Here is a 22,250-nt window from a genome sequence, read left to right on the forward strand (position 1 = left end):
CCTTACTTCAACAGCAATGAATACACAATCAAAGTCGCGTCTTCTGGATGAGCTTTAGCGGACATACCCAGATGTTCAGCTAATTTTTTTATGCGATAATTACTGCTGAGTTCAATTGAAAAAAGACGTTTTATATTATTGGCCTTTGCATGCTCAAATAACGAATGCAGTAACACAGTCGCAACTTCCTCATAGGGGTAATCATCTGCAACGGTTATTGCCATTTCACTTTCGCCCGGCACTTTGTCAGCGGCGTAGCGACACATACCAACTTCTTTTTCGCCTTCTTCAGTGTTAATCGTCGCGATATAAGCCATGGTATCTACATAGTCGATATTACTCAGCACGTTCAACATGGAAGGCGATAATTCTTTTAAACCCTCAAAAAAGCGTTCGTATTTTGTTTGCATTGATAGCTTTTTTACAAAGGATGCTTCTAAGTGCTTGTCTTCAGGAGTGATGGGCCGGATGGTGATCTCAAGATCGCCAATAGTCACGTTTTTATGATCGCTGGTCAGTTTTTCAGTCATGCTAAATCCTCTTGATGCAAACTTAATTGTTTATGGTGATTGTAAGTAATGATAGAAGAATTTTGTGACTTAACCATTGGGGATTCCCTCTAAAGCACTGTGGTTTGTACTTATACCAAGGGGGAATACCTATACTGATGATTTTTATTGTTTTTTTTCTTATATTATGTAGGCATTATTTCTTATTTAAGACAATGTTCTTGCATCTACAGTGATCACTTAGCTGTCCCGTGAGATCTGGTGAAAAGTCACTAAGGGGAAGCCACATTCAAATGTCGGACATCCCTAATATTGGTAAAACAAATACCAAGGTACAGTTTGTTCGATCGCAACACTTAAAGCGTGCATTACAAGCCAAATCTTGCAGATCAAAAAATCCCCCAATATATGCTAGTTGCCACCGATTCAATATAACAAGCATAAACACAACCTTTTATGGAAATGAATGATGAAAAAACCTGTCATTAGGTTAATGGCGTTTAGCCTTGTTGTTATTGTGATCGCAGCTTTTTCTTGGCAATGGTGGCAAAGCCAACAAACATTATTGCCTGCAGATATTGCAACAGGTAACGGCAGAATAGAAGCCGACCAGATTGATATAACGACTAAGTACGCCGGCCGCGTTAAACGTATTTTAGTTCAGGAGGGTGACCTGGTTACCCTTGATCAAGTGCTAGCTAAAATGGATACCACAGAACTTGATGCACAATTAGCACAAACACAAGCACAAGTTCTGCAAACACAAGCTGCTGTAGTCGAAAGTTCCGCATTAATAGCGCAACGAGAAAGTGAATTAACCTTGGCAGAGCTTGAATTCAAGCGCGTTGCTGCGTTAGTTAAAACCGGCGCAATATCACAAAGTTTGGCTGACCAAAAGCAAACCATTAAAGCGACTGCCATTGCGGTTTATAATGCAGCTAAAGCCCATGTAAACACACTTGAACAATCAGTATTGGTTGCTCAAGCCGAAGTCAAACGTGTGCAAACACAAATTGACGAAGCCGTGCTTAAATCTCCTGCAATGGGACGAGTACTCTATCGATTAGCGCAACCCAACGAAGTATTAGGCAGCGGCGGGAAAGTATTAACCATTATTAATCTTGGCGATATATATATGGAGGTTTTTCTCCCCTCTGCACAAGCCTATTTAACCCCCATAGGCGCTCAAGCTAGGGTGAAACTAGACATACTCGATATCGCTATTCCAGCACAAGTGAGCTTTGTTTCTCCTGAATCGCAATTCACCCCCAAACAAGTTGAAACACAAAGCGAGCGCGATAAATTAATGTTTCGAGTCAAATTACGCATACCTCAAGCTTTGGTATTAAACCATATTGAGCAAGTTAAAACAGGCGTGCGCGGGGTTGCTTATATTCGCTTGTCAGCAACAAAAGGGAAAAAGCCCTCTGCTTGGCCGGTATTTTTACAAAAATTACCTGATGATATTAATCCTGCCGAACAAAGTAGTCAGTAGAGGACACGTTAAGTGAGTAAAATAACGCAAACGGTAACGCGTATCCAAAGCGTTACTCATCGCTATCATAATACCCTAGCGCTTGACGATATTACGTTAACTATTTCTGCTGGCATGATGGTCGGATTACTAGGCCCTGATGGTGTGGGTAAGTCAACGCTGATGGGCTTGATTTCTGGCGCACGCAAACTGCAACAAGGTCAATTAACGGTCTTAGATGGCGATATGGCCTTAGCGAAACATCGAGAATCAATTGGTCCTCGCATTGCTTATATGCCACAAGGTCTGGGTAAAAACTTATATGCAGAACTGAGTGTAGAAGAGAATTTAGACTTCTTTGCAAAATTATTTAACCAGCCTGCTCATGAGCGCAAGGCGCGAATTGACAAGTTAACAAAAGCCACCGAATTACACGCTTTTTTATCACGTCCGGTTAAAAAACTCTCAGGTGGCATGAAACAAAAGCTTGGCCTGTGTTGCGCGCTTATTCATGATCCTGACTTACTGATATTAGATGAACCTACTACGGGTGTCGACCCCCTTTCAAGACGGCAATTTTGGCAACTTATTGCGTCTATAAGGGCACAACGCCCGAACATGAGTATATTAGTCTCTACCGCCTACATGGATGAAGCTGAAGGTTTTGACTATTTAATTGCCATGGATGCCGGACGTGTGCTTGATACCGGTACGCCACAGGAAATAAAAGCTAAAACCCATACTAAGGATTTAGAAAGCGCATTTGTGCGTTTATTACCGCAAGAAAAACGGACTAACCATAGTAAATTAATCATCCCACCCTTTAAAAAAAGTAACGCGTCACCTGCAATTACAGCTAAAAATTTAACCCGACATTTTGGCGACTTTACCGCAGTAAATGATGTCAGTTTTGAAATACAAGCAGGAGAAATTTTTGGTTTTTTAGGCTCAAATGGTTGTGGTAAAACTACAACCATGAAAATGCTCACAGGCTTGTTGTCGGTTAGCAGTGGTGAGGCCTACTTATTTGGTAAAGCGGTCAATGCAAACGATATACAAACACGTCAACGCGTTGGCTTTATGTCACAGGCTTTTTCCTTGTATGGCGAATTAACTGTAGCGCAAAATATGACCTTACATGCGCGTTTGTTTCACCTAGCCCCAGCTCAAGCAGCACAGAGAATTAACACACTCATTAAACGCTTTGGTTTGCATACTTACATGGATGAAGCTGCCGCGTCTTTGCCGCTGGGTATGCGCCAACGTTTGTCGCTTGCAGTAGCGGTTATTCATCAACCAGAAATGCTCATTTTAGATGAGCCTACTTCAGGTGTTGACCCCCTTGCGCGAGACCAATTTTGGGCATTATTAGTTGAGCTGTCACGCACCGATAAGGTGACTATTTTCATCTCTACCCATTTTATGAACGAAGCCTTACGCTGCGATCGCATTTCATTGATGCATGCCGGTGAAGTGCTTATCTATGGTACCCCTGAGCAATTGATTGAGAAAAAAGGCGCTGAGACTTTAGAACAGGCATTTATTGCCTATTTAGAAGCCGCGATTAAACAAAAAAAATCCATTGAAAATATACCTTCATTGCCTATCCCAGCCTCACCTTCAAAGCAACGGCCGAGCGCCGTAGAGCTGCCGGCATCTAATAAAGACAGTGCCAAACATAATCGATTTAGCTTTCATCGGCTATTGGCTTACAGTTACCTTGAAACTATGCAAGTATTGCGCGATCCGATACGCCTTGCCTTTGCCTTTGTCGGCAGTGCCATACTATTGATAGTCATCGCTTATGGCATTTCACTCGATGTAGAAGACTTAAATTACGCCGCGTTTGACAATGACCGCAGCCCAGAAAGTCGTCAGTATTTAAGCAATTTTCAGGGCTCACGTTATTTTGTTAGTCGCCCTGATGTCCATAGTAATGATGAGTTAGAGCAACGCTTAACATCAAATGATATTACGCTGGCACTTGAGATCCCTGCAGGATTTGGCCGAGCGCTTAAAAATGGCGAGTCGCCTAGCGTATCTGCTTGGATTGACGGCTCTAACACTATTCGTGCTGGCACTATTGCCGGTTATGTAACCGGCGTGCACTTGCATTATATTACCGAGCTAGCCAACAATGCAGGTATTGACGCCAGTGCCATGGCAAAGGTTAACTTAGCATCGCGTTATAGATACAATCCTACTTTTAAGACCGTTTTTTCGATAGGGCCTAAAACACCCGCAATGTTGTTGCTGTTATTTCCCGCTATTTTAATGGCCGTTAGCATATCTCGAGAGAAAGAAATGGGCACCATTACTAACTTTTATGTAACACCCACCAACAAACTAGAGTTCTTACTAGGTAAACAACTGCCTTATATTGCTATAGGCATGCTCAACTTTTTCATTTTAACCTTTATGGTGGTGTTTTTACTGCAAGTGCCATTACAAGGCAGCTTTTTTGGTCTTATGCTCGGCGCCTTGTTTTATGTGTTTGCGGCAACAGGTTTTGGCTTGCTGGTGGCTTCAATCACCCAAACCCAAGTGGCTTCAATTTTTGCTACCGCCATTTTATGTATGCTACCCACCTTACAATTTTCAGGCATTGTGCAACCCACTTCAACACTTGAGGGTGCGGGACATATTATTGGCACAATTTGGCCTGCGACTTATTACATGCATTTAAGTGTTGCCGCTTTCACTAAAGGCCTGGTGTTTGGTGATTTAGCGAAAGACATTATTTTACTGGCCCTTTTTGGTCCTGTTTTTATCGCTATAGCCGCTACCTCACTTAAAAAGCAGGAGCGCTAACTGATGAATACCTGGCTCAATATCTATTGGTTAGGCACAAAAGAATTACGTAGCCTATTAAGCGACTTCATCATGTTGATGCTCATTGTTTACTCGTTTAGTTTGGCCATATATGCCGAGGCGACAGCCATTAGTGAATCGGTACATAATGCGTCAATTGCGATTGTTGATGAAGACCAGTCGGCCTTGTCTGGCGCCATTGCTAACGCGCTCTATCCACCCTATTTTAAAACGCCAATATTTATTTCGGCCGCACAAACAGACCGAGCAATGGATCAAGACAAATTTATGTTTGTGGTTACCATTCCGCCTAAGTTCGAGCAAAATGTGCGTCAAGGTCGCCAACCTACGGTGCAAATAGATATTGATGCTACGGCAGTCACACAAGCCAGTATAGGTAATGGCTATATACAGAGCATTATTACCCAAGAAGTGAATTATTTTTTTAAGCGCTCAGACCAAAGCACCGCCTACCCAGTAGAACTTATTATGCGCCAAGCATTCAATCCAAACGGCAACGGCATGTGGTTTAGTGCTATTAATGCACTGCTTAATCAAATCACTATGTTAACCATTATTTTGACCGGCGCAGCACTTTTGCGTGAACGCGAGCATGGCACAATTGAACACTTATTGGTGATGCCTTTGAATGCATTTCAGATAGTGATGGCTAAAATTTGGGCCAATGGCTTAATTATTTTGATCGCTTTTACTTTGTCGATGTTTCTGGTGGTAGAGAATATACTCGATATCCCCGTTGCCGGTTCAAAATTATTGTTATTATTAGGCACTTCTGCCTACCTTTTTGCCGCTGCTGCCATCGGTATATTTTTAGGGACTATTGCGCAAACCATGGCGCAATTTGCACTTTTGGTGCTTATGGTTATTATTCCTATGGTGATGCTCTCGGGCGGCTTAACCCCAATTGAAAGCCAACCTGATATCATTCAACCCTTAACTTGGTTATTACCTTCAAGACACTATATGGAGTTCTCTCAAGCCGTTGTTTTTCGTGGTGCAGGCATTAATTTAGTCTGGCCACAATTGACTATTATTATTGCGCTTGGTGCAGCATTTTTTATCGCCAGCCTTGCCATGTTTAGACGTTCTTTAAAAAGCATGACATAGCAAGGTCAAGCACATACCTATTGTCGCTTATCTTAAATGTTTTGTATTCGTTTTATATTCTTGCCCTTTTTTAGCAAAATAAAGCCTAACGGTAAGAAACTTGATCACTATCAAAGTTTACAAGCTCACTTATATGATAAAAAAGACCATAACTAGGCTTAACCAAAGAGAACATTATGCGATTTGAAAGCGCCAGAGATGCACTTAAACATGCGAAAGAATTTCATCAGAAATTAGTTGTTTTTTATCAAAAATTAGCCAAAGATGAAAATATGCCAAGAACACAGTTATTATTGGAATATATGATCAGTGAGGAAAAGAAATTAGCTGAATCATTAACCCATTATGAAAAAAATACGCCATCGGGTGTTTTAGATACTTGGTTACAATATGCCAATGATCAAGAAATTTTAAAACTGCCAATAATCAAAAATGTTCAGTCAACAAAGTCGATGGATGATATTTTAGAATTATCCATGCAAATGAGTGATGAACTCATAGCAGTATACCAAGTAGTGGCAGAGCAAGTTGACGAGCATAAGGTCAAAGACATTTTCAATAACTTAGCTGACATGCAATGGCAAAAACAAAAACGAATATCAATGAATTTTGATAGGTTTATGGATATCTAGCCTACCTCAGCAGGCCACAAGTTTTCTCTCTAAAGAGGCAATAGCACAATAACTTTGCCTTAGCGTAAAAAATAGCGATATCTGCTACTGACAACTATTCGTTATCTTGATTTATATCAAAATATCGCCTTCAAAAAAGCGTAAAGTAGTGCTTCTAGCCATATAAAGTCATCAAAATTTGGGGCATGGTCAATCAATGAAATTTAAAGATTACTACAAGATCCTAGGCTTGTCTGAAAATGCTGATCTAAAGGAAATCAAAACAGTCTATCGTAAGTTGGCTGTTAAATATCATCCTGATAAGAACCCTGAGCCCGGGGCAGAAGAAAAGTTTAAAGAAGTAGCAGAAGCCTACGAAGTATTAAAAGATGAGGGAAGAAGAGCCGAGTACGATAAAATGAGACGCTATGGCTCAGGTTCATCCAAGGGTTTTGATGTACCACCCGACTCGCAATCTTCGAGCGGTAACAAGCAATATCAGTCAAACGAAAATGATGATTTTTCTGACTTTTTTAATTCCTTTTTTGCTGACCGAGCCAACTCTAGAAGACACTCACAAGCTCAGAGCGAGGATCTATTTAAAGGCCAAGACTTTGAAATGGAATTACCGGTTTTTTTAGAAGAAAGTGTTTTAGGTGTCACTAAACCCATTGAATATCATGTCCCGGTATCCGCCAATGGTCAACTCACTAAAATCAAAAAATCGCTTAATGTGAAAGTACCTAAAGGTGTTAAAGATAGTGAGCGCATAAGGTTAAAAGGCCAAGGCGCACCTGGCAGCAATCATAAGTTAAACGGGGATTTATATCTGATTATTAGATTGGTGCCGCATCCATTATTTGATGTACAAGGCTTAAACTTATTATTAGACGTGCCACTAACGCCTTGGGAAGCTGCACTAGGTATTAAACTTGAAATACAGACACTTGATGGCAAAGTTAAGCTCAACATTCCCGCTAACTGCCAGAGTGGTCAAAAACTACGAGTAAAAGGCAAAGGACTCAATAGTAAGTCCGGCCAGGGTGACCTGATTACCGTCATCAAAATTGTAATTCCGCCATCAACTACCGATGAAACAAAACAGTTATGGCAACAACTTGCTGAAGTAGAAAAGTATAACCCCAGAACAGAGTGGAGTTAGCCAAAATGACAGATATAAGCTTACATATTTCAGTCAATGAATTGTGTGAAATAGCCGGAATTGAAAAATACATCATAATAGAAATGGTTGAATACGGCATTGCTGTACCTATAACAGACAGTCAAGATTCAGAATGGATTTTTGATTTGGAGAGTGCTCATTGGATCAAAAAAGCCATTAAATTGAACCAACAACTTTTAATTGACTGGGTCGCCATTAGCTTAGTCATAGATTTAATGAAAGAGAAGAAAAAGCTCGAACAGGAAAATAAACTTTTAAAAGCTAGACTGAATAGAATTGATTAATTTAATTGAAATCACTCTATAAAATTAGTCAACAACTGAGTGTTAATGGAGTTTATAACTATGAATAAATTAAGCGTTTTTTGGTCTGCGGGCATTGTCGTTGTCGTGAGTTTAACCATAGCGGGTTGCAGCAGTAAATTTGCAGAGTCTATGCGTAAGATAACCTACCCTCCGGGTTTTAAATACACTGAACCCGCTGAGCTTAGATCTGACATGGCTAGATTATCGCAGCAAATGCTATTACTCGATAAAGCACTCATTAAGGGTTATGAACCCACTCAAGATGGTGCGAAGGACCAGCGCCAGCAAGTACTGCAAGCATTACAAAACATGGGAAGGACTGCCGCTAAATTAATTACAGGAGAAGCAGGAGGAAATCACCCGTTTATGCAAGATCACATGCAAGACTTTGTCGCGGCTATTGACCAAGCAAGGGCCGCTGCTGCTCTTCAAGAGCCAAATTATTATTTTGCAGGCAAAGTTTCTGGTGGCTGTACCAATTGCCACAAAGTAAATCGATAATTTTTTGCCAATATCAGCCAAAGATAATAAGACAATCAAACGAGAAAATAACCATTGGCCATCGCATGACAATTATAACCAAGCGTTATTTGCACTTTATTAATCTGTTATACCGACAGTCGGCTGTAATTGTTGCACTTCAAACTTGATACTAAGGTTTATATATCAGCTCTCCCCTTTGTTTGTAGACTGCCGGAAACTAAACAAGTGATAGCCCTTTGGCTAAGTCTATTAATCACGTTAAGTAGTTTCCACAATTCATTAAGTATAATACCGAATAGTATATGACGTGGGTTTGAGTAATTATCATATTAATTTATAGTCAATTTTTAAAGGTAACTCACCATGAAAAAAAATGAGCAAAAAACAGAATTACAAGTCAGTTATAAAGCAATGGTTGATGCCATAGAAGACTTTGTAATAACAGAAGGTAAAACTTTACAGCAGGCTTTTCATGCCGCAGAAGAGAAGCTAAAAGATGCCAAGGAAATTAGCAAAGATAAAATTGAGGAAGCTAGCAAAGACTTAAAAGATAACTTTCGAATGTTAGGTGAAGCATTCGAAGGCGCAGGTGAAGCCTATAAAGAACAAATAAAGTTGGAACTGGCTTTTGTAAATAGTTCAATTTGGGACAAGTTACAAAGTATCGCTAATTCAAATACAGTAGAATTAGTAGCGTTTACCAAGAGCCTTAGAGAACAAGCACAAACTATCATAACAGAGCAGCACCTTGCGGCCCACCAAGAGCACAGTCAATGGAACTCTGAACATGCTTTATGGCTAGATGAGATAAAGTATTGGACAAAAGAGCACCAAAAAGCGCTGACTAAACTAGTCGCCATAGAAGAAACCATGCAGCAACAAACATCAATATTGATCGAGCATAGTCAGGCTATTCAAGCTCAAGCTAAAGTTGCTCATGAACACGAAAAAATCATGAGAAATACTGAAGATAATTTCAGTAGCGAGAGTAAAACCGTGGAGAAAAAATCAGCCCCAATGCATAAAAACGAGCGGAAGATACACACACAGCAAAAAGAATTACATCATAAAATAAAAACCCATCATTTTAAAATAATGGCGATGATCAATATGCTTTATAAAGAAATACATAAAGCAGACTAAAGATGAAATTACCATGAACTAGACGGGTAAATATACCCCTAATACACAAAGATATTATAGCGCTGAAGCAGTACCTTGTTTTTTAGTTATGTCGATTCAGCATGCACCATTTTATTGACTCTCAAAATACAGTCATATCAATGGCGCATTCCTGCATAGGCTTTTTTGCCAACATAATAATCTGTGCCATAGGCTGTTTAGGTTAGTTATTAATTTACTCAACAGCTAGCTTCAAAACGCTAGCCTTTGTCTTTTTGCCTGTTTGGCAACCTTCTGTAGTCTTTAGCTGTTTGTAATCTAGCAATAGTAGAGGCTTTCAGCTGAAAAATCGATGGATGATATTTTAAGATTATCGATAACAACAAGTAAATAATTTGTCATGGCAGACTACTGGATTTAATTTTAATTTTAAGCTGATGATAAAATGAAGTTAATTTTTAAAACACGATCTGTCTACAAAACGAATATCAATAATTTTTGATAGCTTTATGGATATCTAACCTAGCTTAAAAGTTGGTGAACTTTGAACATTAAAAAAGTATTAATTATTGAAGGGGTGGTTAACTTCTTATTGATGACGATCAAATTAGCTGTTGGTTTTTCTACCTACTCAACCGCAATATTAGCTGATGCACTCCACTCATTAACCGATATGGCAAACAATATTGTTGCCTGGTTTGCGGTCAATCAATCTGAGCAACCGCCTGATGAAGATCATCAATATGGTCATAAAAAATTTGTGCCTTTAGCGATATTTTTTCTAGCAACTTTGCTCAGTGTTGTTGCCATTGAGGTTATAGTTCAAGCCGCTAGCCGCTTTGGTCAGCCCGTGTTAAATAGCTCGATTGGCTTAGGGGTAATGTTCATTGTTTTAGGGCTTAATACTGGCCTTACTTTGTGGGAGTCTTTTTGGGCAAAAAAATTAAATTCTACTTTATTACAGGCAGATGCGAGTCACACATTAAGTGATGTACTGACTTCTATTACCGTTATCATTGGCTGGCAATTAGCAGCACGCGGATACTATTGGCTTGATACAGTTTTTGCTATTGCTGTTGCTTTTATTATTATGTTTTTGGCCTACAAGCTATTTGTACAATCCATTCCAATACTGGTTGATAAAAGCCTGTTAAACCAAGCTAAAATTGCGCGAACAGTAACCGAGCTCCCCGAAGTAAAATCAGTTAAATTGGTACGTACCCGTAATGATGGCGAGGCTAATTTTGCTGATATCACCATTAAAGTTGACTTGAACCTTTCTTTAGCTACCTCACATGAGCTTGCAGATAAAATCGAAGGCCTTTTAGCAACGCAGTTTAACATTGTCGATACCACTGTTCATATTGAACCCGCTCTTGATGAGGATAAACAAACTCAAGATTGAAAATAACTTGCTTTGGTCAGCGAACTATCCTCAATTAAACAGCCATTCTCAACAAGGGGTAGCATAAAGTAAAACACCGAGCCCACAGGAGTATTTTTAGTATAATGAATGGTGCCGCCGTGCTCTTCAATAATACTTTTTGAAATAGAAAGCCCAATACCCATGCCATTCTTTTTTGTTGAAGAAAATGCTGAAAACAACTTATCTAGCATACTGCTAGACAAACCACATCCGCTATCAACAACTGATATTTTAATACTTTCAAGAGCGGTTAACTGAGCCCTTACTTCAATCACACTGCCATTTTTAAAATCGATAGACTGCATAGCTTCCATGCCATTGCGCAATAAATTTAACAACACTTGCTGTATTTGTACGAGATCAACCAATACAATTAATTTTTCGCTACTGTGGCTTATTTTGATATTGATATCACGCATACGAGCATCGTGTTCGGCTAATTTTGCTACTTCGTCAATGAGCTTATTGCAATCAAGTAATTCTTTTTGCCTTGCTCCCTGCTTTGTCATGATTTGCATCCGCTCAAGCACTGCACCGGCTCGGTGTGAATGTTGATTCAGCTTTTCGAATATTTCCGGTAATTTTTCGAACTTACCGCTATTACACAGACTTTTACCCGATTGAGAAAATAATGAAATAGCGGTTAACGGCTGATTGACCTCGTGCGCAATACCAGCGGCTATTTCCCCTAAAGAATTCAATCTATCGGCATGAGCCATTTGTTCAATGTGCATTCGTCTTTGATCTTCAATAACCCGTTGCTGAGTAATGTCTCTGATTAAACCAACAAACATTCTGTCTTCATGGCATTGAATATCATTTATTGAAAGATGAATAGGAAATACACTGCCATCCTTGCGCTTGGCGTCTAGCTCTCGTCCAAGGCCAATAATACTGCTTTGGTTAGTACGTATGTAGTCGGTTAAATATTGATCATGGTGATTTGCATAGGCGCTCGGCATTAAAATTTTTACATTGATATTTTTCACTTCATCAAAGGTATAACCAAACATGCGTTGTGCAGCGTTATTAAAGCTTTTTATAGCGCCTTTATGATCTATGGTAATCACAGCTTCAACCACTGAATTTACAATAGCATCAGAAAATTTATGACTGCGAACAAGTGCTTTATCGGTGTTTTTAATCTCGGTAATATCTGTAATATACCCCTCGAGGACAGTTTCATTGTTTAACAGTGAGGTAACCGCCTCACCTTTTTCCCATACGATACGAACCGACTTGTTTTTACATATTATGCGATATTCAAATTCGTAAAATTTTTTCTCACTGACCGCTTGCCTAATAATTTCATATACCCGCTGGTAATCGTCGGGGTGTACAACCCTGCGCCATAAAACGCGATGAGACTCAAAGTCGTGCTTAGTGTAACCCGTTAACACCTCACAACCTTCACTGACTAGCATCATGGGTCCGTTGGGTTTGTCATAAGCTTGGTATGCCATGCCAGGTAGGTTTTTCAATAAATGTCCTACTTTGTTGCGCTCATCTATAATGATTTTAGTTTTATTTCTTGCCGTTAACGCTGTATATGCCGCCAAGGTAACAAATATACTTAGCAAAACACCGAGCAAAAATAAAGTACCTATCATCCAATAATGTGAGCGACTTAAAAATTCGGTTGTGGGTACTATGTCAATTTGCCAAATCTGCTGCTGTAATTTAAAACTTGCTTGGCTGCGCCAATTGCTAGTATTTATTGTGGGGGTTGTTTGGTCTGAATATATTTTTTGGCCGTCAATGTAGAGTGAAAAATGATGTTCCATCAGTAAATACGAAGGCAAAATTGCACTTATATAATCGTCGAAAAAAAGTAAGCTACTAATAAAGCCTGCCAATGGTTCATTTAGTGACTTATCATCAAATATTGGCGTGTATATTCCGATCGCTCCGCCACGAATTGAACTCAGTGGCATAGTGATAACGGACTCACCTTTTGGTTGTGCTTTAAATGCGGCAGATAAAGTATCAGGGTTAAGCGCCAAGTTGACGTTTTGATTGCTTTTGTTGCCCTCAAATGACTTGATTCTGCCAATATGGTAGTCGTTACCAATCCAAGCAATGACTTGATAACCACCGCGCGTGTCATACAAATTTTTGCTAATGGTGTGCCAGTCGTCATCTGTTATAGTTGAAGTAAGTTGAGATGACTTGGCAAATTCTGTTAGGGTTAGTATACGGTTTTTCAAGTCGTCTTTAAGTAACGAAGCTATGCCATTAGCCGTACTCTGCGACAAACGATTAATGTGTGCTCGGCCTTGTGATTCTATAGAAACAACCATGAAGGCAATTAAACAAGCCGCCAAAACTCCAGTAATAATTGAATAAAAAAGAATGCTTTGTTGTGGTGACAGGGATATTCTCCAAGTCTTGTCATTTTGTGCATAATCCATATAAACTCAATCTTCCTTAATTTTGACGACTCATTGCAATGTTCTCCTAGTTACCCAGAAAATAATAACCCTAAAAATTCACTTTGCAATATAAGCGTTGAATGAATAATAGCTTGCTTTATACCTATTGAAATTAATATTTCATCACGCCAATTCAGTATTTAAAATAACAGTTTTAATACTCTTAAGAGGAGATAGCTTCCCAGCAACCGGCTTTTAGTCTTCTATATTTATTGCTCTGTATTTAGTTTTTTTAACTGTGTTAAGGATAGTCGATATCTCTCTTTGTTAGCACTGGTGATTTTGGTCTGGGTTTTTACTTGCTTAATGCATTGTTTTAATCACTATCACTCAAGGCTTCAAAGCCAGAGACCACATCAAATAACTCTTCATCTATATCGCTTTGGCGTAGACGATGAAAGCTTAGGTTCAAATCATTCTGTTGTTCATCGATATTTTTTTCTGCTCGTTGCATAGCCGCAAGACGACTAGCATTTTCACTTGCCAATGACTCTGCGCACGCTCTGAACAAGCTAACAAAAAGATATTCACGTACCAATGCTCTTAGGGTTTTATCTCGTTCAGGTAGCACTTCAGGTAGATTATTCGTCGGCCACTTAATATCAGTAAAATTTTTTTGTAAGCTTTCACTCAAAGGTAATAACTGTTGACTCACTGGCTTATAAATAGAGTCGACTTGAGGGCGATGATGAAAGAGATAAACTTGATCTATTGTACCTAATTCACGCTGCGCTTCAATGTCAGTCAATATGTCACCCACCAATGCCGTTATAGCATTAATTGAATTGGGTAGTATAAAGTCGTCTTTAAGTGTGACTTTTTTTTCAGCCCAATGGGTATCAGCTAAACGCGACTTTATACGTTCGCCTACAGCCCAAACAATTTTATGCCCTGATAGTGTTGCCAAAGTGCTAGTAACAAATTCTGCCATCACTTCATTAAATTGACCCACTAGCCCCTGATCTGAGCCAAACACGATCACGCCCACACCAAGCCTATCTTGTTGATTGCTGATTTTTATAACATTAGGCGAGTTGTGTCGTTGAAAACAAGCTATCAGCCCAAGTTGCACGGTACGATAATAATCATCAAGTGAGTACACAGCATGCTCATATTGGCTAATACTTGAAGATGCCATAGCCTTCATGGTACTTACCACAGACTTAAGTTCTTCTGTACTGGTGATTTTTCGCCGTAGACTAGCAACACTGTCGGTCATATTTTATTGCTCATAAATAATCACTTATCGTTCGCTCTGCATCGTTGATGCTTTATAGTTATTCACTAATAGATAGTTATTCACTGATAAAGCCTAGTTAATTAAAACTGCGCTAAGCAATTTTACTTTATTGCTTTAGCTTTTCATCCTTGGGTATGTCATTAGCTGAATCATTAGGCGAATCACTGGGCCTATCACTCGGAAAAAGTGTGAGCAATGCATCGCGCGCAAGCTCAATAATACTCGCTCTATCTTCCTTACTTAATGTTTTAACACTTTGTAGTCGCTCTATTATATCAATAGGAATTTCAGTCGCTGAAACGCGGACCAGATGTTCGGCAGCAGCCATATCTGTTAGTGGAATGTCATCAAATAGCTTAGCGGTCAAAGCGAGCAGAACAGAAATTTGTTCAACCATAGAAACAGGACTGAATTCCGACTGTTTCAGGCAGGCACGAATGCGCCGACCATGTTCGATGATTTTTAGTGTGCTATCGTCGAGTTTAGCGCCAAAACGGGCAAAGGTTTCAAGCTCTTCAAATTGTGCATAAGCCAGTTTTAGGTTCGCTGTTACAGCACGGTAAGCCGAATTTTGTGCCTTACCGCCAACACGTGATACAGATTTCCCTACATCAACCGCCGGCAAAACACCCAGTTCGAACAGTGATGGTGAGAGATAAATTTGGCCATCGGTTATAGAAATAAGATTAGTTGGAATGTAAGCGGAAATATCCTGCGCTTCAGTTTCAATAATAGGCAATGCAGTCAAGGAGCCACCGCCAAGCTCTGTACGCAAATGCGTTGCGCGTTCCAGTAAGCGCGAGTGAATATAAAAAATATCACCTGGGAATGCCTCTCGACCAGGTGGGCGCCGCAACAATAAAGACAGTTCGCGATAGGCACGCGCGTGATGAGTCAAATCGTCATAAACAATCAAAACATCACGGCCCTTTTGCATAAAATACTCGGCGATACTTGTTGCCGAATAAGGGGCAATATAAGCAAGGCCCGGTGGTTCATTACCTTCAGTAACCACTACTATAGTGTAGGCTAACGCACCTTTTTCGCGTAATGTTGCAATAACTTTAGCCACACCTGAAGCGCGCTGGCCAATGGCACAATACACGCAAAGTACGTTCTGATCTTTCTGATTTAAAATAGTATCAAGGGCAATCGCTGTTTTACCCGTCTGGCGGTCACCTAAAATTAATTCCCGCTGACCGCGCCCAACAGGCACAAGGGCATCAATAACTTTGATACCCGTTTGCAAGGGTACGCTGACCGGTGCACGATCCATAATAGGCGCAGATGGCCGTTCCACAGGAAGACGTATGCTAGTCAGCAATTTCCCCTTAGAGTCTAGCGGTTCACCAATCGGATTAATAATACGCCCAATAAGTGCATCGCCCACAGGTACATCAACCACATTACCTCTGCGCTCAACTTCATCACCCACCTGCAAATGCCAATAATCACCAAGCAGCACAACACCGATTTCGTTTTCATCAACATTAAAGGCAATACCAGAGATGCCGCCTGGAAAGCTAAGTAACTCTTCAAAACCTACGCTAGGCAAACCGGAAACTATAGCAATGCCTGTTGTGATACGGATAATATTCCCGACTTCTTTGGCCTGAAATGGTGGCGTAAAAGCTCCACGTGCTTTTGCCATGCTTGAAAAAACATCATCAAAGGTTGTTTGTAACAAGCTTGCTTTTATAAAATCAGCCTCGGGTTTCATCACGGCCCTTTTCAGTTTTATTGGTGGCTGTTGCATCAGTAATAGTAGCAGTTTCGTTTTGACTCTTTGCTTTATCCTTGATTTGGCTATTATCTAAGCTGTTATCTAAGTTATTGCCTTCACTATTACTTGGCGCTTTGCTTTCAACATGAACTAAACTTTGTAATATTTGATCAACCCCCTTAGCCAAGGAGGTAAGGTAATCACTGATACTCCAGGCTACTTTTTGGCCGTTCATACTGATTTCAATACCACTAACGACAGTTGAATCGATAACAAATGCAAATGCTATTGCATCGTTATCGTTATAGCCAAGAGTATGTTTAATCGTGCTTTCAATCAGCGCACGCTGTTGCTCTGTTAAAGTAAAGCCTGTACGCACGACCAATGGGGTTTTATTGGCTGGCATCAATTGTTGAAATGCCAACGTAAAGGCTGCTTTTTCTTCAGCGCTGATTGTTTGAAAACGTTGAATAAACACTAAAACTATTTGTTCTTCTAAACTTACTTGTGCTAAATCATTAAGTACCTTGCGAACAATGTTAAACACCTCTTCACAAGCACGCTCGCTAAGAGCATCTTGCAAACTTAGTTGCTCATTTTTAAGTGCAAGTTGGAGCTTTACACGTAAGTCGTCTGATTCTTGCCTAACCTCGTCGAGCAAACGCGCGCGCTCCGTTTTTACCTCAGCGCTAAGCTGATTGGTGCGCGTTGTCTGCTGGGCATCAAACACAGCATTTTTATGCACAAACTCATTACGCTGCTGCTCGGCTTCAACGCTTTTTTTATCAGCATTAGCAAGCGCGCTAGCAATGCGCTTTTCACGAGCGTCAATCGCATTAAGAATAGGTCGATATAAAAAACGCTTTAGTAACCACGCGAGTATCAGAAAGTTGATGACTTGCGCAATAACGGTAAACCAATCAATAAGCATAATTTATGGCCCTACCACCTGAGCAGCAAGCACATAATTCCAAAATGGATTGGCGAACAACAAAATCATTGAAACCACAAAACAATAGATGGCAGTAGATTCGATCATTGCCAAACCAACAAATAATGTCCGGGTGATGGTTGCCGATGCGTCGGGCTGCTGAGCCAGAGAAGACAGCGCAACCGCCACTGCCTTACCCTCAGCGAGCGACGGGCCGATAACACCAATAGCAATAGTAAGCCCAGCAGTGATAATAGATACCACCGCAATTATAGTCATGCTGTCCATAAGTTCTCCAAAGTTAAGCCTAGTTGTTTATTCATTGTCTAACAGCCCTTGGCGGTAGGTTTTATTGTGCTAGTAGCCGCAGCGATATAAACAGTGGCTAAAATAAAAAAGATATAAGCTTGTACAATACCCGTGAGCAAGCCAAGTACAGTCATCACGATAGGAAACAAAAAAGGCGTAATACTGACAAGAATACCGATGATCATGGCACCGCTCATCATGTTGCCAAAAAGACGTACGGCCAGAGCGAGCGTACGAGAGATTTCACTGATAATGTTAAAAGGTAGCATGATAAAAGTTGGCTTAGTATAAGAAGCAAGGTAGCTAGCTAGGCCTTGTTTTTGAATACCGTATAGTGGCACCGCGATAAACACACATAGCGCCAGCGCCGCTGTAGTAGAGAGTGAACCTGTCGCGGGTTCAAAACCTGGAAAGACAGTACCCAAGGCAGAAATGGCAATAAATAAAAACAGTGAACCGAGAAAAGCTAAGTAATGGTGAGGGTGCTTTAAGCCAACGTCTTCGATTTGTTTACTGATATTAATCACCACGACTTCGAGTATATTTTGCCAGCGTGAGCGATGTAAATTGCTGGTTAGCTTACGGGTAATCAGCATCGAGCTCAGTACCAAAACCAGCATCACCGCCCAAGTGGAAACCATAGTAGCGTTGAGTTTTATAAACCCCAGTTGCCAGAAAATGATTTGATCTGGGCTAAGATTCATAAATTACTGCCATAGGCTGTTTGCTTTTGTACTGGCTCTGACGACTTATTTTCTCTCAGGTTTTTTTGAGGTTTTTTGTGAATACTTTTTTCAGTGCTTTTGTCAGAGTATCGCGTTGCCAAAAAGCGCACCACCATAAAACCGACTAAACCAGCAACCAAACGTAGCCAGTTGTCACCAAGAATTAAATAAAAACCAACAATGACCATACTGGTTCGAAACAACAGGCTAAAGACAAATAACAGCGCAACATATTGACTTGAGCCAAGCTGACGCACAGTCCACCAAAGCCCTGCAAAATAGAATACGCCAAGCATTGCCCCCACTAGCAAGGCAAGAAATCCCTCTAGGTTATTCATCATCATTATTTTCGTCCTCGTCTCGGTGAATTTCTTTATATTCCTTATCGACCCAGCGCCAAGCAGTAAAACAGCCAAGGCATAAACCGATAATGAGTAAGGTTAATGTCCAAGAGTTTTCGCTTGGATAATGCTTATCTAACCAAATGCCTAATGCGGCGCTAAGCACTGTTGGTATCGCCACCGACCAACCCACTAGCCCCATCATGCCTAGGCCAGACCACACGGTTTGATTAACATGTCGCTGCGCTTTAAGTTTTCGTGCGGCCATATCACCAACCTGTTGACTAAACTTAGTGTCACGGTGCTTAGCTTGAGATATTTTAGTGTTAGCTAACTTAACCTCAGCTATTTCACCTGCATTTAATCTAGCCTTAATTTTCGGTTTAGGTTTATCAAGCATCACAATTACCTTTCCTGCTTAAAGGTCACTAGCCGACGTATAAAACCACTTTCAATTTTTACCAGTACCGAGCGCAACTTTTGCTCTTGTTCGTCAAGTTTTATAAATTTTTGTTCTATGGCCTCACGCAACTCAGCCAGTGCTATGCCAGCAATAGCATTACGCACTGAAATCAGCACATCAAAACCTGTCTTAACCAATATACCTTCGTCAACGGCAATGTAGACTTCATCAGCGCCTTGGGTTTCAAATACTAATATTCCTGCAGATAGTGCGATAACACAGTCAAGTCGGTGCGGAAAAATGCCAAATGCACCATCGCTTGTCACCGCAGTAATACGCATGACCTGGGCTTGCTCAATAAACACCTTATAGGGCAATAAAACCTTAAGCTTCATCTGTGCTGCTTGCATCCGCCCCCTCCTTTGCCATCTTGTTTTTATTCTCTGTAGTTTGATCCTCGGGTGCTAGTTGTTTAACTTTTTCATTCGCCTCACTAATCGCCCCAATCATATACAGCGCATTTTCTGGTGTATCTTTAAACTCATCTTGGAGTATGCGTTCGCAACCATCTAAAGCATCACTCAAACTCACCAACTTACCCGACATACTAGTGAACTGCTCTGTAGTAAAAAAAGGCTGAGTAAGAAAACGTTCCAGACGACGAGCACGACCCACCACGTTATGATCCTCGGGTGACAGCTGTTCCATGCCAAGCATGGCAATAATATCTTTAAGATCAGCGTATTGCGCCAAAGTACTGCGTATTTTTTGTGCTAAGTCATAGTGTCGCTGACCAATAATGCCAGGGGTAGCCATTTTTGAATTGGATTGTAACGGATCAATAGCCGGATATAGCCCTTCACTGGCACGTTTACGCGATAACACAATTGAGGCAGATAAGTGCGAAAAGGTATGCACCGCAGCAGGGTCAGTAAAATCATCTGCGGGAACATATACCGCTTGAATTGAGGTGATCGCTCCGCTGCCAGTATTGGCAATACGCTCTTCTAGTTGTGACAACTCGGTACCCATAGTCGGCTGATAACCAAGCCGTGCCGGCATATGTCCCATCAAACCAGACACTTCCATACCCGCCTGAATAAAGCGAAATATATTATCAATCAGTAACAGAACATCACGGTGTTCATCATCACGAAAGTACTCCGCCATGGTTAACGCCGCATGACCCACCCGAAAACGCGCTCCTGGTGGCTCATTCATCTGGCCGAACACCATTACCATGTTGTCTAAAACGCCGGCCGCTTTCATCTCTCGGTAAAGTTCTTCACCTTCTCTACAGCGTTCACCAATACCGCAAAAAATACTGACCCCCGCATGTTGTCCAACCATGTTGTGAATCATTTCTGTCAGCAATACCGTTTTGCCAACACCCGCACCACCAAACAAGCCAGCTTTACCACCGCGCTCAAGTGGCATTAAGACATCAATTACCTTGATACCGGTCTCAAACACTTCGCTTTTAGTCGCTCGTTTGTCTAAGCTTGGTGGCACATTGTGAACTGAACGCCACTGCACGTCGTTCGGTGGTGCTTCGCGATCAATCACGTTACCAAAAACATCAAACATACGAGACAAAATACCTTTACCTACTAAAGCCTGTAACGGCGCTCCCGTGTCTTGTACTAACATGCCACGAGCTAAACCTTGGGTAGGTGTTAGGGCAATGCCCCGCACACGACGGGTATCAAGTTGTGAAAACACTTCGATTGAAATTTGATTATTTTCGCCCGCATGCAACAAGGAACGTATGGGGGGAAGTTGTTTCGCAAATGCTATATCCACCACACTGCCGCGTACAGCTATCACATGACCCGTATTTTTAGTCGCGGTGGCTGGCTTTTTTGGGTCAGAGTTTTGATCATAGCTCTGGTCAGCGTTTTGGTCATTTTTTTTCTCTGACTTTTGCTCAGACATGGTTATATCAGTACTTTGTGAGGTTTTATTTTTACTGTTCATAAAGCGCTACAGCATTTTTCTTAGGCTGGATAACATCCAAAGGCTGTGTGTTATCGCTATGCTCAAGTGAGTCAAACTTGTGATTAAAACAACCATAGAGCAGTTGATAAGGCAAAACCCAACCGAGAACCCCGCGCTTGTAATATGGTTGAATCATATTGATCTCCTGATAACAAATTTCCATACAGATAACGGCTTGCTCAACAGCTGTCTGTTAATACTAAGTACTTAGTGAAATTATTATAGGGTAGTATTTTCGATAGTTCTTTGCGTTAGCTCAATAAAAGCTGTACTAAATTAACTGGGTAGGTTAACTAACTGTTTTACAAGTTTATTGTTTTATACTCGTCAAACTAAGTAAGCTGTTGAAATGTTTTGCAGACGCCATAAAATGGCTAATAATCTTTGTAATACCTTAGAAATAACAACATCATTAAAATTGCCGATAGACCACTATCACGCAAGCAAGTTCGCCATTGTTAAAGATTTATCCTGATGGCTAATGTTGAAATACAGTTAAACCATTAATGAATTTATTGGCGTTTACTAAAAAATAAAAGGCTTTTTATTGGCTTTCATTCGAATCCAATTTAAGGAATACCTCACCGACTTACGTGCAACAATGGTTTGTTCAAGCTTGTTTTTACCTGGAAACGGCATCAAGCTCAGCCCCATCAACATGGTGAGCAGACCTTGACCTGGTAAAACTAACATCACCAGCCCACAGATTAACAAGAATAGCCCAACCATAATCTTCACTAAGTTGATCATCAAGCTTACGCTGCGATTTATGAGTGTTAAGCGCGAAGTTTCACTCGTATCATCAGCAGAGCTATTTTTTCCAAGTTGATTTTTATGAGCTATATTTTTATCAGCTAGGTTTTCATGGCTTAAGTTGTTTCGGACAAAGTATCCTGGATCCATTTGTGTAATGACATAACTTATTATAATAAAATAAACAATGGCAGCGGCTGTCGTTAAAAACATAGTTAAGAGCATAAAATTAGCATCAAAATTTGCCATTAAATAGCTTACCACTTGGTTATAATAGTCTTTAAGCACTTTGGTTTTCCACGGTTAATTAAACAGCTGATTTAGCAGCGTATTATTTGGGTTG

Annotated in this window: 22 protein-coding genes; 9 read left to right on the forward strand and 13 right to left on the reverse strand. The window is 40.6% G+C overall.

Going from position 1 to position 22,250, the window contains the following annotated elements; translation table 11 throughout:
• Positions 1 to 2 precede the first annotated feature (2 nt).
• Positions 3 to 530, reverse strand: a complete 528-nt coding sequence (locus H4J59_RS16285) for a GNAT family N-acetyltransferase (protein WP_182241067.1) — start codon at positions 528 to 530, stop codon at positions 3 to 5.
• Between the two features lie 445 nt (positions 531 to 975).
• Here H4J59_RS16285 and H4J59_RS16290 point away from each other — a divergent pair, with 445 nt between their 5' ends.
• The 9 genes from H4J59_RS16290 (at position 976) to H4J59_RS16330 (ending at position 11,031) form a co-directional block, all read left to right on the forward strand.
• Entirely contained in the window at positions 976 to 2,004 is a 1,029-nt protein-coding gene (locus H4J59_RS16290) for an HlyD family secretion protein (protein ID WP_259369573.1), read from the forward strand.
• A gap of 21 nt (positions 2,005 to 2,025) precedes the next feature.
• The gene (gene rbbA, locus H4J59_RS16295; protein ID WP_404852032.1) at positions 2,026 to 4,794 is read left to right on the forward strand and encodes a ribosome-associated ATPase/putative transporter RbbA; all 2,769 of its coding nucleotides are present in this window, start codon (positions 2,026 to 2,028) and stop codon (positions 4,792 to 4,794) included.
• A gap of 3 nt (positions 4,795 to 4,797) precedes the next feature.
• The gene (locus H4J59_RS16300) at positions 4,798 to 5,922 is read left to right on the forward strand and encodes an ABC transporter permease (protein WP_182241069.1); all 1,125 of its coding nucleotides are present in this window, start codon (positions 4,798 to 4,800) and stop codon (positions 5,920 to 5,922) included.
• 176 nt (positions 5,923 to 6,098) lie between these two features.
• Positions 6,099 to 6,554: a hypothetical protein gene (locus H4J59_RS16305; RefSeq protein ID WP_182241070.1), complete on the forward strand. Its 456-nt coding sequence runs from the start codon at positions 6,099 to 6,101 to the stop codon at positions 6,552 to 6,554.
• A gap of 196 nt (positions 6,555 to 6,750) precedes the next feature.
• The gene (locus tag H4J59_RS16310) at positions 6,751 to 7,695 is read left to right on the forward strand and encodes a DnaJ C-terminal domain-containing protein (protein ID WP_182241071.1); all 945 of its coding nucleotides are present in this window, start codon (positions 6,751 to 6,753) and stop codon (positions 7,693 to 7,695) included.
• Positions 7,696 to 7,700: 5 nt separating this feature from the next.
• Positions 7,701 to 8,000, forward strand: coding sequence for a chaperone modulator CbpM (locus H4J59_RS16315; protein WP_182241072.1), 300 nt, complete (start codon positions 7,701 to 7,703; stop codon positions 7,998 to 8,000).
• A 60-nt stretch (positions 8,001 to 8,060) separates the two neighbouring features.
• Complete coding sequence (locus tag H4J59_RS16320) at positions 8,061 to 8,522, forward strand: hypothetical protein (RefSeq protein WP_182241073.1); 462 nt, start codon at positions 8,061 to 8,063, stop codon at positions 8,520 to 8,522.
• Positions 8,523 to 8,867: 345 nt separating this feature from the next.
• Positions 8,868 to 9,647, forward strand: coding sequence for a zinc ribbon-containing protein (locus tag H4J59_RS16325; protein WP_182137957.1), 780 nt, complete (start codon positions 8,868 to 8,870; stop codon positions 9,645 to 9,647).
• A gap of 523 nt (positions 9,648 to 10,170) precedes the next feature.
• Positions 10,171 to 11,031, forward strand: a complete 861-nt coding sequence (locus H4J59_RS16330; protein ID WP_182241074.1) for a cation diffusion facilitator family transporter — start codon at positions 10,171 to 10,173, stop codon at positions 11,029 to 11,031.
• On the opposite strand, the gene H4J59_RS16335 is transcribed toward H4J59_RS16330, so the two are convergent.
• From H4J59_RS16335 to H4J59_RS16390, 12 genes are all read right to left on the reverse strand, one after another.
• On the reverse strand, positions 11,022 to 13,463 hold the full coding sequence (locus H4J59_RS16335) for a PAS domain S-box protein (protein WP_182241075.1): 2,442 nt from the start codon (positions 13,461 to 13,463) through the stop codon (positions 11,022 to 11,024). The two genes, H4J59_RS16330 and H4J59_RS16335, sit on opposite strands and share 10 nt — an antisense overlap.
• A gap of 337 nt (positions 13,464 to 13,800) precedes the next feature.
• Entirely contained in the window at positions 13,801 to 14,703 is a 903-nt protein-coding gene (locus H4J59_RS16340; protein WP_182241076.1) for a F0F1 ATP synthase subunit gamma, read from the reverse strand.
• A gap of 127 nt (positions 14,704 to 14,830) precedes the next feature.
• The gene (locus H4J59_RS16345) at positions 14,831 to 16,444 is read right to left on the reverse strand and encodes an alternate F1F0 ATPase, F1 subunit alpha (protein ID WP_182241188.1); all 1,614 of its coding nucleotides are present in this window, start codon (positions 16,442 to 16,444) and stop codon (positions 14,831 to 14,833) included.
• The gene (locus H4J59_RS16350) at positions 16,428 to 17,378 is read right to left on the reverse strand and encodes a F0F1 ATP synthase subunit B (protein ID WP_182241077.1); all 951 of its coding nucleotides are present in this window, start codon (positions 17,376 to 17,378) and stop codon (positions 16,428 to 16,430) included. Before H4J59_RS16350 ends, H4J59_RS16345 begins: the two co-directional genes overlap by 17 nt.
• Before the next feature lie 3 nt (positions 17,379 to 17,381).
• Entirely contained in the window at positions 17,382 to 17,666 is a 285-nt protein-coding gene (locus tag H4J59_RS16355; protein WP_182241078.1) for a F0F1 ATP synthase subunit C, read from the reverse strand.
• Positions 17,667 to 17,704: 38 nt separating this feature from the next.
• Positions 17,705 to 18,391, reverse strand: coding sequence for a F0F1 ATP synthase subunit A (locus H4J59_RS16360; RefSeq protein ID WP_182241079.1), 687 nt, complete (start codon positions 18,389 to 18,391; stop codon positions 17,705 to 17,707).
• Entirely contained in the window at positions 18,388 to 18,756 is a 369-nt protein-coding gene (locus H4J59_RS16365; protein WP_220469859.1) for an ATP synthase subunit I, read from the reverse strand. The genes H4J59_RS16360 and H4J59_RS16365 overlap by 4 nt, the downstream gene beginning before the upstream one ends.
• Positions 18,743 to 19,153, reverse strand: a complete 411-nt coding sequence (locus H4J59_RS16370; protein ID WP_182241080.1) for an AtpZ/AtpI family protein — start codon at positions 19,151 to 19,153, stop codon at positions 18,743 to 18,745. The genes H4J59_RS16365 and H4J59_RS16370 overlap by 14 nt, the downstream gene beginning before the upstream one ends.
• A 5-nt stretch (positions 19,154 to 19,158) precedes the next feature.
• Positions 19,159 to 19,566 carry a F0F1 ATP synthase subunit epsilon gene (locus tag H4J59_RS16375; RefSeq protein WP_182241081.1) on the reverse strand — a complete coding sequence of 136 codons (408 nt, stop codon included), beginning with the start codon at positions 19,564 to 19,566 and terminating at the stop codon, positions 19,159 to 19,161.
• Complete coding sequence (gene atpD, locus H4J59_RS16380; protein WP_259369574.1) at positions 19,541 to 21,133, reverse strand: F0F1 ATP synthase subunit beta; 1,593 nt, start codon at positions 21,131 to 21,133, stop codon at positions 19,541 to 19,543. Before atpD ends, H4J59_RS16375 begins: the two co-directional genes overlap by 26 nt.
• Positions 21,123 to 21,290 carry a hypothetical protein gene (locus H4J59_RS16385; RefSeq protein WP_182241082.1) on the reverse strand — a complete coding sequence of 56 codons (168 nt, stop codon included), beginning with the start codon at positions 21,288 to 21,290 and terminating at the stop codon, positions 21,123 to 21,125. The genes atpD and H4J59_RS16385 overlap by 11 nt, the downstream gene beginning before the upstream one ends.
• A 389-nt stretch (positions 21,291 to 21,679) precedes the next feature.
• Positions 21,680 to 22,156 carry a hypothetical protein gene (locus H4J59_RS16390; RefSeq protein ID WP_182241202.1) on the reverse strand — a complete coding sequence of 159 codons (477 nt, stop codon included), beginning with the start codon at positions 22,154 to 22,156 and terminating at the stop codon, positions 21,680 to 21,682.
• Positions 22,157 to 22,250 lie beyond the last annotated feature (94 nt).

It is taken from the genome of Colwellia sp. MB02u-10 (assembly GCF_014077185.1).
Classification (GTDB): domain Bacteria; phylum Pseudomonadota; class Gammaproteobacteria; order Enterobacterales; family Alteromonadaceae; genus Cognaticolwellia.